The sequence below is a fragment of the Saliniramus sp. genome (genome assembly GCF_035311605.1).
GTDB lineage: Bacteria > Pseudomonadota > Alphaproteobacteria > Rhizobiales > Beijerinckiaceae > Saliniramus.
Map to the genome: position 1 here is coordinate 1 of NZ_DATGCW010000057.1, position 14,676 is coordinate 14,676.

The 14,676-nt window shown below is 66.3% G+C and carries 15 protein-coding genes and 1 pseudogene; 6 read left to right on the plus strand and 10 right to left on the minus strand.

The window, feature by feature from the left end:
- The 3 genes and pseudogenes from murC to VKP01_RS02825 form a co-directional block, all read left to right on the plus strand.
- Window positions 1-324: pseudogene (murC, locus tag VKP01_RS02815) on the plus strand (UDP-N-acetylmuramate--L-alanine ligase); the annotation flags it as partial.
- Entirely contained in the window at window positions 321-1,244 is a 924-nt protein-coding gene (murB, locus tag VKP01_RS02820) for a UDP-N-acetylmuramate dehydrogenase (RefSeq protein WP_324410115.1), read from the plus strand. The pseudogene murC and the gene murB, both read left to right, overlap by 4 nt.
- Before the next feature lie 55 nt (window positions 1,245-1,299).
- A complete protein-coding gene (locus VKP01_RS02825; protein ID WP_324410116.1) occupies window positions 1,300-2,022 on the plus strand; it encodes a hypothetical protein in 723 nt (240 codons plus the stop codon).
- A gap of 348 nt (window positions 2,023-2,370) precedes the next feature.
- On the opposite strand, the gene VKP01_RS02830 is transcribed toward VKP01_RS02825, so the two are convergent.
- From VKP01_RS02830 to VKP01_RS02860, 7 genes are all read right to left on the minus strand, one after another.
- On the minus strand, window positions 2,371-2,823 hold the full coding sequence (locus VKP01_RS02830) for a hypothetical protein (protein ID WP_324410117.1): 453 nt from the start codon (window positions 2,821-2,823) through the stop codon (window positions 2,371-2,373).
- Window positions 2,820-3,425: a hypothetical protein gene (locus VKP01_RS02835; RefSeq protein ID WP_324410118.1), complete on the minus strand. Its 606-nt coding sequence runs from the start codon at window positions 3,423-3,425 to the stop codon at window positions 2,820-2,822. The genes VKP01_RS02830 and VKP01_RS02835 overlap by 4 nt, the downstream gene beginning before the upstream one ends.
- 14 nt (window positions 3,426-3,439) lie before the next feature.
- Window positions 3,440-4,228 (minus strand): rod-binding protein, encoded by a 789-nt coding sequence (locus VKP01_RS02840; RefSeq protein WP_324410119.1) that lies wholly within the window; start codon window positions 4,226-4,228, stop codon window positions 3,440-3,442.
- Between the two features lie 54 nt (window positions 4,229-4,282).
- The gene (locus VKP01_RS02845) at window positions 4,283-4,771 is read right to left on the minus strand and encodes a hypothetical protein (protein ID WP_324410120.1); all 489 of its coding nucleotides are present in this window, start codon (window positions 4,769-4,771) and stop codon (window positions 4,283-4,285) included.
- Window positions 4,772-4,774: 3 nt separating this feature from the next.
- Entirely contained in the window at window positions 4,775-5,530 is a 756-nt protein-coding gene (locus VKP01_RS02850) for a flagellar biosynthetic protein FliR (protein WP_324410121.1), read from the minus strand.
- Window positions 5,527-7,617, minus strand: coding sequence for a flagellar biosynthesis protein FlhA (gene flhA, locus VKP01_RS02855; RefSeq protein WP_414706499.1), 2,091 nt, complete (start codon window positions 7,615-7,617; stop codon window positions 5,527-5,529). The genes VKP01_RS02850 and flhA overlap by 4 nt, the downstream gene beginning before the upstream one ends.
- Window positions 7,618-7,802: 185 nt before the next feature.
- Window positions 7,803-8,483, minus strand: a complete 681-nt coding sequence (locus VKP01_RS02860; protein ID WP_324410122.1) for a GcrA family cell cycle regulator — start codon at window positions 8,481-8,483, stop codon at window positions 7,803-7,805.
- Window positions 8,484-8,782: 299 nt separating this feature from the next.
- On the opposite strand from VKP01_RS02860, the gene VKP01_RS02865 reads away from it, so the two are divergent.
- From VKP01_RS02865 to VKP01_RS02875, 3 genes are all read left to right on the plus strand, one after another.
- Window positions 8,783-9,664: a DMT family transporter gene (locus tag VKP01_RS02865; RefSeq protein WP_324410123.1), complete on the plus strand. Its 882-nt coding sequence runs from the start codon at window positions 8,783-8,785 to the stop codon at window positions 9,662-9,664.
- 103 nt (window positions 9,665-9,767) lie between these two features.
- Window positions 9,768-10,280, plus strand: coding sequence for a 5-(carboxyamino)imidazole ribonucleotide mutase (purE, locus tag VKP01_RS02870; protein ID WP_324410124.1), 513 nt, complete (start codon window positions 9,768-9,770; stop codon window positions 10,278-10,280).
- Window positions 10,277-11,368 carry a 5-(carboxyamino)imidazole ribonucleotide synthase gene (locus VKP01_RS02875; protein WP_324410125.1) on the plus strand — a complete coding sequence of 364 codons (1,092 nt, stop codon included), beginning with the start codon at window positions 10,277-10,279 and terminating at the stop codon, window positions 11,366-11,368. Before purE ends, VKP01_RS02875 begins: the two co-directional genes overlap by 4 nt.
- 25 nt (window positions 11,369-11,393) lie before the next feature.
- On the opposite strand, the gene VKP01_RS02880 is transcribed toward VKP01_RS02875, so the two are convergent.
- From VKP01_RS02880 to VKP01_RS02890, 3 genes are read right to left on the minus strand one after another with little or no spacing between them, the layout of a single operon-like run.
- On the minus strand, window positions 11,394-12,380 hold the full coding sequence (locus VKP01_RS02880; protein ID WP_324410126.1) for an Hsp33 family molecular chaperone: 987 nt from the start codon (window positions 12,378-12,380) through the stop codon (window positions 11,394-11,396).
- A complete protein-coding gene (gene argF, locus VKP01_RS02885) occupies window positions 12,377-13,345 on the minus strand; it encodes an ornithine carbamoyltransferase (protein WP_324410127.1) in 969 nt (322 codons plus the stop codon). The genes VKP01_RS02880 and argF overlap by 4 nt, the downstream gene beginning before the upstream one ends.
- A complete protein-coding gene (locus tag VKP01_RS02890) occupies window positions 13,342-14,550 on the minus strand; it encodes an aspartate aminotransferase family protein (RefSeq protein ID WP_324410128.1) in 1,209 nt (402 codons plus the stop codon). Before VKP01_RS02890 ends, argF begins: the two co-directional genes overlap by 4 nt.
- Window positions 14,551-14,676 lie beyond the last annotated feature (126 nt).

The following is a 14,676-nucleotide window of genomic DNA, read 5'->3' on the forward strand; positions in this document are numbered from 1 at the left end:
CCGCATCGCCATACCCGCCTGCATGCGCTGTTCGATGACTTCTGCACCTGTTTCAACGATGCCGATACGGTGATCGTCGCCGATGTCTATGCCGCCGGCGAGGCCCATATTCCCGGCGCCGATCGCGACGGGCTGGTCACGGGCCTGAAGGCGCGCGGGCATCGCTCGGTGATGGCGCTCGACACGCCCGACGCTCTGCCCGGAATCATCGCGGATCTGGCCGAGCCCGGCGATTACGTGATGTTTCTGGGCGCCGGCAACATCACGCAATGGGCCTATGCCCTGCCTGACCAGCTTGCTGCGCTGAATGGAGACCGCAGGTGAGAAGCTTTCCAGATCGCACGCAGGACATCCGCGCCGCGATCCCGGATCTGCGCGGAACGCTCACGGCGAATGCGCCGGCGGCGCCGCTCTCCTGGTTTCGCACCGGGGGGCCGGCGCAGATCCTGTTCGAGCCTGCCGACGAGGAGGATCTGGCGCTGTTTCTCGCACAGCGCCCCCGCGATCTCCCGCTCACCGTGATCGGGCGCGGCTCCAACCTGCTCATCCGCGATGGCGGCCTGCCCGGCGTGCTGATCCGGCTCGGGCGGGGTTTTGCGCAGATTGCTGTCGAGGATGGTCATCGCGTGCGCGCCGGGGCGGGGGCAGCGGATGTGAAGGTCGCGCGCATCGCGGCAGAGGCGGGGATCGACGGGCTCACCTTCCTGCGCGGCATTCCCGGCGCCATCGGCGGGGCCTTGCGCATGAATGGCGGGGCCTATGGCGGCGAGGTGAAGGATGTGCTCGTCGCAGTGCGGACCCTCGACAATACGGGCGCGCTGCACGTGCTCGACAATGCGGCTATGGGCTTCGCCTATCGCCACAGCGCGGTTGCGGTCGACATGATCTTCACCCAAGCGCTTTTCCAGGGCTATCCCGGCGATCCGCAGGCGCTGCTCGCACGCATGCAGGAGATCACCGAGGCGCGCTCGTCGACGCAGCCCGTCAATACCCGCACCGGCGGCTCCACCTTCAAGAACCCGCCCGGGATGAAGGCCTGGGAACTGATCGACGCCGCCGGCTGTCGCGGGTTGCAGATCGGCGAGGCGCAGGTCTCGCCGATGCATTGCAATTTCCTGATCAATCACGGCCATGCCACAGCCGCCGATATCGAGGCGCTGGGCGAGGAAGTGCGCCGGCGGGTGCATGAGACGAGCGGCGTCGAACTCATCTGGGAGATACGCCGGATCGGCCTGCCGGGATGAGCGCATGATCGACGCTTCGTGACGTGACGATCTGCATCTTGCCGAAATGTCGGGGATGAGCCATGTTCCACGCATGATCACGGGTCTTTTCCGTCGCGCGGGCGTCATCGCGCTGGTTCTGGGTTCCGCCGCCATCGGGATGGCGGCAAATGCCGATGCGCGCACGGGACAGGAGCCGCAATACTGCATGAATTTCGCCCTCGACTATGCTGAGGAACTCGCCGCGCATGCACGTATCGAGGCGCTCCACGACGAGCAGGCCACCATACTGGCGAACTTCGAAGCGTTGATGGATGACGAGACCCGCCCGCCCGAGGCGCGGCTGGAAGAGCTGCGCACCATGCTGCGCAGCCGTGAGATGCGTGATTTCGATCGCGAGATCCGGCGTGCCCTGCGCATCCTCGACGAGGGTCGCTCGATCGTCGCGGGCTGGCGCGGGCAATATTGCCCGGTCGCGCGCCCCGATGGCGGAGCAGGGTTGTCCGGCCAGGAGCGCTGCGATGCGCTGGCGGCAATCTTCGTCGACCAGATCCGAATCGAGCGGCGCTCCGCTGAGCAGACGCGCCTCTACGAAGCCCTCGAAACCGAGCGCCAGACCATCCTGAAAGCGCGCATCACCCGCAGTGATCGCAACGATCTGCTCGAGCTTCTCCGTCTGCGCACCGAGGCCGTCGAGACCCTCGACAGGCTGGAGCGCTTCATCATGCTGCGCAACGAAGCGCAGGATCTGATTGACGGCATTGCGGCTGAAAACTGCGGCACACCAGAACGCAGCTGAATGCATGGGTCTTCTCGCGCAAGATGCACGCATCGGGAATGCGATGGCGGTGGTGCGGGCAATTGCCAGGATGCCGCGAGACAGGGCAATCGCCACCATCGGCTGCGATACGGCTCAGGGTTATCTCCTGGGCAACCCCCTGCAGGCCGAGGCGGCCCGACATCTGATCGACGGTGGAAGCGGCGCTGCGGAGCCTGCGTGCGCGGATGGTTCATCCCGGCGGATCAGGCACGGTCGGGACCGGACGCGTAGTCGTACTGACCGTCGTCGCGGCAAATCGCATGGATCGCAGCGGCTTCGAGCCCGGATATCCCGGTATGCACCCCGCTCGCCGGTGCCCGCGCCTCATCAGCGCAACTGGCTGTCGTCGACGAAATTGAACTCCTCGATCAGCATCTCGCGTATGATCGGGCCATCGAGGCGGGCATTCACCCGCTCCGTCAGCTGCGCGAGGAAAGCGCGGGTGTCGAAACGGCGCAGCGCGCGAAAATCGATATCCTCGCTGGTAAAGATCTGGTGGAAGGCCTCGTCCATGATGAAGGATTCGGCCGGCACACCCAGTGCCTGCAACGTGCTGCTCTGCGCCGTGTAGACGAATTGCGCCACCACGTATCCCTCGACGGCTCCGTCCGCGATGACGGGCACCGTCATGGCACGGGTCGTCTCGTAAGTGATGCCCTGAAAATAGCCGGAATCATCCGTCGCCGCGCCGGCCTGGCGGGTGAAGTATTCCACCGCGCCATAGCCCGAGGCCAGCGTTACAAGACAGAGCCAGAATCCGGCCACGATCATGCGCATCATGGCTTTGCGCCTTTCTGATCAGGCCGGAGCGTGCCGCCGGAATCGGCAGCATGCGCCCCGCCCAACGGCGGGCGTGGTGCCGGGCGATCGGCATAGGTGCCGTCCGATTCATGCGCCTGCATGACCTCGGCGATCAGGCTGGCTATGTCGCGCACCGCGACGATATGGGTCGACAGGGTCTGCTGATTGTCGGCGACGACCTGTTTGAGGCGATCGAGCCCCTGTTCGAGCGCCGGCGGGGCCGGCTCATCGCCCAGCGCCCGCGCCGCCCGGCTGAGTTCGAGCAGGCACTGGCTCTTGCGATGGTTCATCTGCTTGAGCGTGTCCACCGAGGCACCGCGCAACAAGCTTATTTCCTCGCGCAAGAGCGCCTCCAGCCGCTGCGCAACCGCGAGCGCGGTATGCGCTGCGGGGCTCATTGGTTGATCGCAGGCGAATTGCCCCGATGCCGGAAAGGTAGCCGACACCGCAATCGCCGGCGCGGCCGCTTGCGTGCCGCCCTGCGAGAGCAGCGCCGGGTCATCCGTTTCGTCCGTTGGCGCACGCGCCGGCCTCGTCATCGCCGCTGGCATGTCTGTCTGGTCCTGCGAATGGAATATCATGATAATGCTTTGCCTCAGCCACCGTTACGCCATAAGCCGGCGAAGAAAAGGCTGGCTTCATGGGGATCGGAGAAGATGTCGTCGCCCGCCGCGACCTCGTTGAGCGCCGGGCGTGTTCCCGAATCGCCCGGTCCCGCCATCAGACGCTCGATCATGCCGGCATCCCCCTCGCCGGAAGTGGAAGCCTGCAGGGCGGCTGCGGCCTGTGTCGGCGTCACGCCGAAGCCGGCACCACCCCCTGACGGGGCATCGTCGGGATGCAGCTTCGCCAGTTGTTCGGCGATGCCGATACCGCCGGAGCGGGCCATCGCATTGCCGATCTGCTCGGCCTGCATGCCCTTCCATATATCGCCCGCCGTGCCGGAGCCGTAGGAGGCGGTCGCATCGTCGGGCAGCATGGTCTCGACGAAGCTGCGCAGAATGAAGGCCTCGAATTCCTGTTCCGGCGCCATCGGCTGATTGCCGGCTGTCGGCGCATGCCGCGACGCATCGTCCCGGTCGCCGGCACCGGCCAGCGGATCGAGCCGATTGCGCAGATCGGCGCTGCCGGCCGGCGAACCGGCGTTGCCCGCCGCGCCGAGCGCATCGCGGTTCTGCATGGCGATGCGCGCCTCGGCGGCGCGAAACGGCGTTTGCGCGGTAACCGAATCCCTTCCGGAATTCTCCATCGCCGCGGCGAAGGCATGCGGATTTCCCGATCCGTCGCCGGCCAGCGCGACCAGGCGTTGCGCCGCCCTCGCCTGCTTGCCGGGATCGGCCGCGCGCGCGACATCCAGAATGATATCCGAAGGCGGGTTGATCATCGGCTCTAACCTCCTGCATCGTCGATCGGACAGGCGAACGTGACGGGTTTCACGTTAGAACCCGGCGCTTACGCCAGGCTTGCGCCCCGAAGCATTGCCGTCCGGCGCTTCGCCGGATGCCGGCGCCGGCGCAGCCATCGAGGGCTCCTCCCCCGTTTGCGCGAGATGGCGATCGAGGTAATCGAGGAAATCCGTGCGCCGCTCCTCTTCGTCGGCATCGCGCCGGGCGCGGCAGACGAATTTCTTGGCGACGTCCTGCCGGCGCCCCTGCTCCAGCGTCTTCACCGCCTGTTGCGCGCCCGCGCGCTGTTTTGCGACGATGGCACGCCCCAGACTGCCCACCCGTGCACCGAGGCCGGCGAGAAACAGCCCGTGCAGGGGATGGTCGCCATTGAGTGCGTCGAGCACCTCTTCCTGTGCCTTGCGCAGGCCGTTTTCCTCCTGGCGCAGGCGCGCGAGCTTCCATTCCTCCAGCCGGTGGCGCTGCTTTTGCACATCCTGAAGCCGTTTGAGCCGGCGCAGCCGTTCGCGTGCCTCGCTCATCAATCAGCCTCCCGCGAGCCAGGCGCCGAAGCGCTGGTTGAACATCACAAAGATTTCGTCGGAAAGGAAATAGAAGATCAGCAAGCCACCCATGATCATGTAGGGCAACGAGATGAAATAGACCGGCACCTGAGGGATCATCTTGTTCATGACGCCCATGGCGAAGTTCAAAAGGAAGGAGAAGACCAGAAACGGCGATGCGATCTGCAGCGCCAGCACGAAGGCTTCCGAGAGCGTATCGGCAATGCGGATCAGCGAGAATTGCGCGTCGAAACCGCCCATGGGCGGCAGCAGGACATAGGTCCCCGTGAGCCCGCGTATGATCTCCCAGTGCTGGTCGGTAATGAACAGCAATGCCGTCGCCGAGAGCATCATGAAGGATGTCAGGGCCGGAACCGGGTCGGGCTCGTCGATAGCCACACCGGCCATCATGCCGAAACCCATGAACATGGCGATCGCCTGGCCGATGGTCTGGAGCGCGAGGAAGAACAGCCGCCCGACCAGCCCGAACTGTGCGCCGATCAGGCTCTCCGTCACGATCAGCCCGACGAGGCCGGCAAGGCCCGTCCCGGCGATAGCGGGCGTGATGCCCGGCATCAGCATCGGGCTCATGGCGAGGCTCAGCCCGATCACCACGAAGAGCCGCACCTGCATCGGAATCCGGGCAGAGGAGAAACCCGGCATGATCATCAGGCAGGCCCCCACGCGGCAGAAGACCACGAAGGTGGCCAGGATCATGTCGGTGGAGATCAGGCTCACGAGATCGCGCCCAGCGTCTCCACCTCGACCCCGCGCGGGATCTCCACGTGCGAGAGCACTGGCAGGGTAGCGAAGAGGCGCTCGATCACCATGCGCACATAGGGGCGTGCATCGGGGGCGGCGACGAGGGCGAAGTTGTGGCCCTGCGCCATACGCTCCTTGATGGCGGCAGACGCGGCCTGGCCGAATTCCTCGAGCTGGCGCGGGTCGATGTCGAACTCGATCACCTCGCCCTTGGCGTCGCGCTTGACCGCCTGATGGAAGGCGAGATCCCAGCGCGTGCCCAGTCGCAGCACCTTCAGCGCCCCGCCTTCGGTGAGATCGCCGCAGATCTGCTGGCCCATACGCATGCGCACATGCTCGACAACCTGTTCGGAGCGGCGCACATGCGGCGTGATTTCGGCGATGGCTTCCAGGATGAGATGCAGGTTGCGGATCGAGACGCGCTCGGCGAGCAGCAGCTTGAGCACACCCTGGAGGCCGGAATAGGAGATCTGCGCCGGGCAGATATCGTCGATCAGGCGCTTGTATTCCGGATCGAGCCGGTCGAGCAGCGCGCGCATGTCCTTGTAGGAGAGCAGCGAAGGCAGGTTGTTGCGGATGGTCTCCGAGAGATGCGTCAGCAAGACCGAGACGATGTCCACCGGCGTGAATCCCTCCCGGCGCACTTCCGCCGCATAGCTCTCCGAGACCCACATGGCGTTCATGCCGAAGGCCGGCTCGCGCACAGGATCACCCGGGACGTCCGGCTTGCCGGCATCGCCGGTGATCACGAGCACCTCGCCCACGCGCAGTGCGCTCGTCGCGACCGTCGTGCCGTGGATGCGGATCTCGTAGGATTTCGGTGCGAGGATGAGGGAATCCGAGAGCTTGATCTCGGGCACGACAAAACCGTATTGCCGGGCGAATTTGCGGCGCATCTTGCCGACCCGGGCCGCGAGTTCGCCATGGGCGGTGAGGAGCTCGGTGGCGAGCTGCTTGCCGAGAATGAGCTCGATCTCCGCCGTCTTGAGCGATTCCTTGACCGAGTCGCGGCTCTCCTCCTGGACACGCACCTCCTCGGCCTTCGCCTCTTCGGCCTTGAGCGCTTCGCTCTCGGCGCGTTTGCGCGGCACGATCCAGGCGACGAAGCCCAGCAGGGCGGCGAGCGCGAAGAGCGGCAGCCCAGGCAGGCCCGGGGTGACGCCGAGCAGGACCATCACGCTGGCTGCCACAAAAAGCGCACGCGGATAGGCGCCGAGCTGGCCCAGCACCGCCTGTTCGGCGGCACCGCGCGTCGAGCCCTTCGAGACCAGCAGGCCGGCGGCGAGTGCGACGATCAGGGCGGGGATCTGGGTCACCAGACCGTCGCCGACGGAGAGCCGCGTGAACACATCGGCTGCCTCGCCGAGCTGCATTCCGTGGCGGGTGGTGCCGATGATGATGCCGCCGAACAGGTTCACCGCCGTGATGATGATCCCGGCAATGGCGTCGCCGCGTACGAATTTCGAGGCGCCGTCCATGGAGCCGAAGAACGAGCTCTCCTCCTCGAGCTCGCGCCGGCGGCGCTGGGCTTCCTTCTCGTCGATGATCCCGGCGGAGAGATCAGCATCGATAGCCATCTGCTTGCCGGGTATGGCATCGAGGGTGAAGCGCGCGCCGACTTCCGCGATACGCGTGGCGCCCTTGGTGATGACGAGAAAATTCACCGTGACCAGGATCACGAAGACGATGATGCCGATGACGAAATCGCCACTCATCACCATCCGGGCGAAGCCGTCGATGATATGGCCCGCCGCCGCGCCGCCCTCGTCACCATTGGCGAGGATCAGCCGCGTCGTCGCCACGTTGAGCGCCAGCCGCAACATGGTGGCGATCAGAAGGACGGTGGGGAAAGCGGAGAATTCCAGCGGCTTGTTGATCCAGAGCGCCACCATCAGGATCAGCACCGAGAGCGCGATCGAGATCGCAAGCCCCATATCGATGATGAATTTCGGGATCGGCAGAAACAGGATCGTGAGGATCAGCACGATGCCCGCGGCAAAGCTCACTTCCATCCCGCGCCTCTGCACGAGACCGATGCCCTCACCCGCGACCGCCTGACTCATGAATGCCCCCGTGCCCGGCGCGCCGGATCACGCAACCGGCGCCAGAATACGAAAGCAATCTTGCCGACGAGGCTTGTGCGAAAGTGGCGTTGCGGCCGGTTTGGCCGCAGCCCGTGTGAGCATGAATGGAAAAGGGGCGCTCACGCGCCCCCCGCTTCAGTCCCGTGTCAGCCCGGTTTCCCGGATCAGCCGTTGGCAGCCTTGCGCTCGCGCCGCCGGTCGGCAGCCGGCTGATAGGCGATACGTGCATGGTGATTGCAATAGGGGACCCCGATATCCGCGCGCGCACCACAGAAGCGGAACTCGGCCGAGGTCGGATCGCCGATCGGCCAGCGGCACATCCCCTCGCGCAGTTCCATGATGGTCACATGCTGCTCGAATTCCGGAACGGGCTCGACCTTGCCGCTGCGCGGCGCTGCGCCTGCACTGCCGGTAACGCCGGAAGCCCTGCGCTGTGAACCCGCCGAAGCGGCATTGCCCGCAGAGGCCGCTGCCGCACTGCGCGGGGAGGGCGTGTTGCCGGGTTCAGCATCCTGTATGGCTGGCTGGCGATCCATGCACTCCGCCGGCGCCGCATCGGCTGCTTCCTGCGCGGATGCCGCAGGCACCGTATTTGCCGATGTCACCGCCTGGGCGCCCGCATCGCCGGCTTTCGCCTCGCCGTTACCGCCACGGCTGCGCCCACCGCTGGCGCTTCCGGCCTTGGGGCGCCCGGCGAGACCAAGGCGGTGGACCTTGCCGATTACCGCGTTGCGGCTGATGCCTCCGATCTCCACCGCGATCTGACTGGCGCTCTTGCCTTCGGCCCAGAGCTTCTTGAGCTGCTCGACGCGTTCGTCGTTCCAGGTCGCGCTCGTATCCGTCATACCGCCTCCTCGCGGGCTCGCCGTTCCCAGAATCCCTCTCCCTCGCGGACGATCGCTCACGATCGCGCGCCCTGCTTGCGAAGGCTGGGGAATTCGCCGCATCAGATGACTGATCTGATGGCTGAGACCCTACACAACGCGGTGACTCGGGCGCAAGAGTCCCCCGGCGCACTGATTCGTTTTCAACAGGAGAAGTTTTCGCGATGGAATCTCGCGGTTTTGCTGAAGGACCGCCCCAGCTCCTTGCGTCATCGCGCAGCCCGTCGCAAAGCGATGCGCGTTTTTGACTCAGGGACCCCATGTCACCCGCTCTCGCCACCGCCATCGGCAGCCTCGCCATCCTGTCCTGGGGGGTGCTCGCCCTGTTCACCGCCGCGACCGGCGCAATTCCGCCCTTCCAACTCAACGCCATGAGTTTCACCATCGGCGGCGCGCTCGGGCTCGCGGTGATGATCGCGCAGCCGCATCGCCGCGCGGCTTTGCGTCAGAGCTGGCGGGTCTACGCGTTCAGCATCGGCGGGCTGTTCGGCTTCCATGCGCTGTTCTTTGCCGCGCTCAAACTCGCCCCGCCGGCGGAAGCGACGCTGATCAACTATCTCTGGCCGTTGCTGATCGTGCTGTTCTCCGGCCTGCTCCCGGGCGAGGGACTCCGCCGCCACCATTTCATCGGCGCGGTGATCGGCTTCGGCGGGGTGGTGGTGCTGTCGGGAGGCGGCAGTGGCGTCGATCTCGCACAAGACTGGCCCGGTTATCTCTGCGCCATGGGCTCGGCCCTGTTCTGGTCAGGCTATTCCGTGCTCTCGCGCCGCTTTACCAGCGTCCCCACCGATGCGGTGACCGGCTTCTGCATCGGCGCATCACTGCTCGGCGTCATTACCCATCTTGCCTTCGAGACGACGATCTGGCCGGATGGCACCGTGCAATGGGCTGCGGTCATGGCGCTGGGCCTCGGCCCGGTCGGCGCCGCCTTCTATGCCTGGGATATCGGCTGCAAGCGCGGCGATATCCGGCTGCTCGGCGTGGGCGCCTATTCGGCACCGGTGATCTCCACCTTCACGCTGATCCTTGCCGGTTTCGCGCAGGCGAGCATGACGCTGTGGGTCGCCTGTTTCCTGATCGTCGCCGGCGCGCTCGTCGCCTCGCAGGACAAATTGCGCCATCGCCCCGCAGGCGCCCGCTGAGGCCTGCCGGGATATTGCACGGGCCACGCAGCGTCATGCTCTTGTGATGCGGCCCCGCCTCGTTTATCCACCTCGCTTTCAGGCAATGGCGCGAGGCGCGAGGATGAAGCAGCACAGTGAAGACGGCGAAGCGGCGCCGGTCGCCATCATCATGGGCAGCCAGTCCGACTGGGCGACGATGCACCATGCGGCAGAAACGCTCGACGCGCTCGGCATTGCGCATGACACCCGCATCGTCTCCGCGCACCGCACCCCCGAGCGGCTTTATGCCTTTGCGCAGGGCGCGCGCGCGGCGGGTCACAAGGTGATCATCGCCGGCGCGGGCGGGGCGGCGCATCTGCCGGGCATGACGGCGGCGCTGACGCCCTTGCCGGTCTTCGGCGTGCCGGTGGAATCGAAGGCGCTGTCGGGGCAGGATTCCCTGCTCTCCATCGTGCAGATGCCCGCCGGCATACCTGTGGGCACGCTGGCGATCGGGCGTGCTGGCGCCGTCAATGCGGCGCTCCTCGCCGCAGCCGTGCTTGCGCTCAGCGACGACGCGCTTGCCGGGCGGCTCGACCTGTGGCGGCAAGCGCAGAGCGAAAGTGTCGCAGAGCGCCCCTCGGAGGCATCATGAACGAGACGATCATCGCACCCGGCGCGACGCTCGGCATTCTCGGCGGCGGCCAGCTGGGGCGCATGATCGCCTCCGCCGCCGCGCGGCTCGGGCTCAGGGTGCATGTCTTCAACGATACGCCGGCGAGCCCCGCCTTCGCGCTGGCCGATGTGACCACCTGCGCGCCCTTCACCGACGAAGCGGCGCTCACGGCTTTCGCGCAGAGCGTCGATGTCGCCACCTATGAATTCGAGAACGTGGCGCGCGAAGCCGCCGCGCTGGTCGCCGGTCTGGTGCCCTTGCGCCCCGGTGTGGGCGCGCTCGCCACGAGCCAGGATCGCCTTGCCGAGAAACGCTTCGTCGCGGATCTCGGCATTGCCACGGCCCCGTTCCGCCCGGTGGACGATGCCGGCGACCTTCAGGCGGCGCTCGGCGCCATCGGCATGCCCGCCATCCTGAAGACGCGCCGCTTCGGCTATGACGGCAAGGGCCAGGCCGCGATCCGCGAAGCGGGTGATACGGATGGCGCGCTTGCCGCCATGAAGGGGGCGCCCTCGATTCTGGAAGGCTTCGTCGATTTCGTCTGCGAGCTCTCCGTCGTCGCCGCCCGCGCGCCCGATGGCAGCTTCGCGGCCTTCGACATCTGCGAGAACCGCCACGAGAACCACATCCTCGCCCTGACCAGTGTACCCGCCGCAGTGAGCGCCGCGACGGCGCAGCAGGCGCGCGAGATCGCCCATGCCATCGCCGGCGCGCTCGATTATGTCGGCGTCTTCGCCGTGGAGCTTTTTCTCACCCGCGACGTGGCGGGAGCCGAGGCCCTCGTCGTCAACGAAATCGCCCCGCGTGTGCACAATTCCGGGCACTGGACCGATTTCGGCGCACAGACCTCGCAATTCGAGCAGCATGTCCGCGCCGTCTGCGGCTGGCCGCTGGGCCCTGCCGGGCGCTACGGGCGGGTCGCAATGCACAACCTGATCGGTGATGATGTCGGGGCCTGGCAGCAACATCTCGCCGATCCGAGGGCGCGCCTGACGCTCTACGGCAAGGAAGAGGCGCGCCCCGGACGCAAGATGGGCCATGTGACGCTTTTGCGCGATTCGGAGTAGAGCGCGCCATCCCTGCGCTTCGGGCTCAGCTCTCGCCGCCCTCTTCCACCGCAGCCTCGACCTCTTCCGGGGAGAGCTCGTACTGGCGCGAGCAGAATTCGCAGGTGACGCCGATGCGCCCGTCATCGCGGACCATGTCCCTGCGCTCAGGCGCGGAGAAGCTCGCGAGCATGCGCATGATCCGATCACGCGTGCAATTGCAGCCCTCGCGCATTGGCTGGCCGGAAAAGACGCGTACGCCACGTTCGTGGAACAGGCGATAGAGCAGCCGCTCGCTCGACAGGCCGGGATCGACGAGTTCGTGATCGGCGATTGTGTCGACCAGCGCCCGGCCCTCGCGCCAGGCATCATCCTCGCCGTCGTCCGATTGCGTCACGGTCCCTGCCGGCGCATCACCCGGATCGAGATCGGCCTGGCGCTGGCGGTCGATGGAGGCGGGCATGAACTGCGCGAGCAGCCCCCCCGCCCGCCAGGTCGAGCCGGATTCACCGACCTGCTCGGCCACGGCGAGGCGCACGCGCGTCGGGATCTGCTCGGATTGACGGAAATACTGATGTGCCGCCTCTTCGAGGCTCTGGCCTTCCATCGGGACGACGCCCTGATAGCGGTTCATGGCCGGGCCCTGGTCGATGGTCATGGCGAGATGGCCATGGCCGATAAGACGGGCGGTATCGCCCTCACCCGCCGCGACGCTCTGCGCCACACGCTGCGCATCGAAGCGGATGAAGGCACGCAGCCGATCGGGCGTGTCGAAATCGACCACGATCATTTCGACCGGCCCGTCCGTGCGGGTCTGGAACTGGAAGCGCCCTTCAAATTTCAAGGCGGAGCCAAGCAGGGCCGTCAGCGCTGCCGCCTCGCCGAGGACGCGCGCCACGGCTTCGGGATAGCCGTGGCGTTTGATCATGGTATCGATGGCCGGGCCGAGCCGTACCACCCGCCCCCGCAGGTCGAGGGGCTCGACCGCGAAGGGCAGGATCAGGTCGTCGGCGCCGTCGAACGGCACGCTCATACCGCCTCCCAAAGACCCGCCTCGAGACCGAAACACCAGGCCAGTACGCCCTTCTGGGCATGCAGGCGGTTCTCCGCCTCGTCGAAGACGACGGAATGCGGACCGTCGATCACGGCATCGGTCACTTCCTCGCCGCGATGGGCAGGCAAGCAATGCATGAACAACGCGTCCTTGTCGGCGAGCGCCATCAGATCGGTATCGACCTGATAGGGTTTGAGCAGGTTGTGGCGCCGCCCCTCATCCTCGTCACCCATGGAGACCCAGCAATCGGTGACGACGGCCTGTACGCCGGAGACCGCCGCGCGCGGATCGGTGGTCAGGTTGAGACGCGCGCCGTTTGCGCGGGCCCAGGCGACGATCTCCGCCGGCGGCGCGAGCTCCGCCGGGGTGGCGACGTTGATGGTGAAGTCGAAACGCGCCGCCGCATGGATCCAGGAGGTGAGCACATTGTTCGAATCGCCCGTCCACGCCACCGTGGCGCCGGCAATCGATCCGCGATGCTCCTCGAAAGTCATCACATCCGCCATGATCTGGCAGGGATGCGTGTCCTTGGTGAGGCCGTTGATGACTGGAACCTCGGCATTGTCGGCCAGCTCCTGCATCGCCTCCTGCTCGAGGATGCGGATCATGATGGCATCGACGTAGCGCGAGAGCACGCGGGCGGTATCGGCGATGGTCTCGCCGCGCCCGAGCTGCATCTCGGCACCGGTGAGCATCAGCGTCTCACCGCCGAGCTCACGCATGCCCACATCAAACGACACGCGCGTGCGCGTCGAGGGTTTGTCGAAGACCATGGCCAGCGTCTTGCCGGCGAGCGGCTTCACCGCCGACGGCGTGCCCTTGCGGCGCTTCGCCTTGATCGCCGCGCCGAGGCCGAGAATGCGACGCAGTTCGCCGCCATCCATGACGGCCAGATCGGTGAAATGACGCGGCTTTGTCCGGGGAGGGGTCATGCTGTCGTTCATGCCGATGCTCCCGCCTTTGCCGTTGCCGGCATGTTGTCCTGCAGGGCGATACAGGCGGCTTCGATGCGCTGGAGCCCCTTTATCAGATCGGCTTCGCTGATGGTCAGCGGCGGATAGAGCCGCACGACATTGTCGCCGGCGGGGATGCACAGAAGATGCTGCGCCCGCGTGGCGGCGACGAAATCGGCATTGGGAATGTTGAGCCGCAGGCCGGACATCAGCGCCGCACCGCGGATCTCGCCGATGATGTCGGGGAAACGGTCTCGCAACTCCGCGAGGCGCTGGCGCATAAGCAGGCCGGTCCGGTTGACCTGATCCAGAAAGCCCGGCTCCTCCAGAACGTCGAGAACCGCATTGCCGACCGCCATGGCGAGCGGATTGCCGCCAAAGGTGGTCCCGTGGCTGCCTGCCGTCAGGCCGGTTGCCGCATCCGCCGTGGCGAGAACCGCCCCGACGGGGAAGCCGCCGCCCAGCGCCTTCGCCACCGCCATGATGTCCGGCGCGACACCGGCCCATTCGTAACCGAACAGTTTGCCCGTGCGCCCGAAGCCGGTCTGAACCTCGTCATAGATCAGGAGCATGCCGGTCTCGTCGCACAATTCCCGCAATCCGCGCAGGCAGACATGCGGTACGGCGCGCACGCCGCCCTCACCCTGGATCGGTTCGATCATGATCGCAGCCGTCTGCGGCGTCACCGCCGCGCGCATCGCCTCGTGATCCCCGAAGGGAACCTGGTCGAACCCCTCTGCCTTGGGCCCGAAACCTTCCAGATACTTGGCCTGGCCACCCGCAGCGATGGTGCCGAGGGTGCGCCCGTGAAAGGCGCCGGAGAAGGTGAGGATGCGATAGCGCTCGGGCTGGCCCTTCAGATAATGATAGCGCCGCGCCATCTTGATGGCGGCCTCATTGGCCTCCGCACCGGAATTGCAGAACATCACCTGATCGGCGAAACTGTTATCCGCGAGGCGCTGCGCGAGACGCTCGCCCTCCGGAATTTCGAAGAGATTAGAGACGTGCCAGAGCTTTTCCGCCTGCGCCTTCAGCGCCTCGACGAGTCCGGGGTGGGCATGGCCCAGATTGTTGACGGCAATGCCGGAACCGAAGTCGAGATATCGCTCCCCGCGTCGCGTCACGAGCCAGGATCCTTCGCCTCTTTCGAAGGCGAGCGGCACGCGGGCGTAGTTCGGGACGAGGGGCGAATTCACGGAACTGTTCCTTCTGGCTGATGCTCCGCCGTGGGCGGATCGCAAAACAAAGAGCCGCCCGGAAAGGGCGGCGCTCGGATTGTATGATCAAGACCTGCTCTGTCAATGTAATCTTAGCGCAGAAGG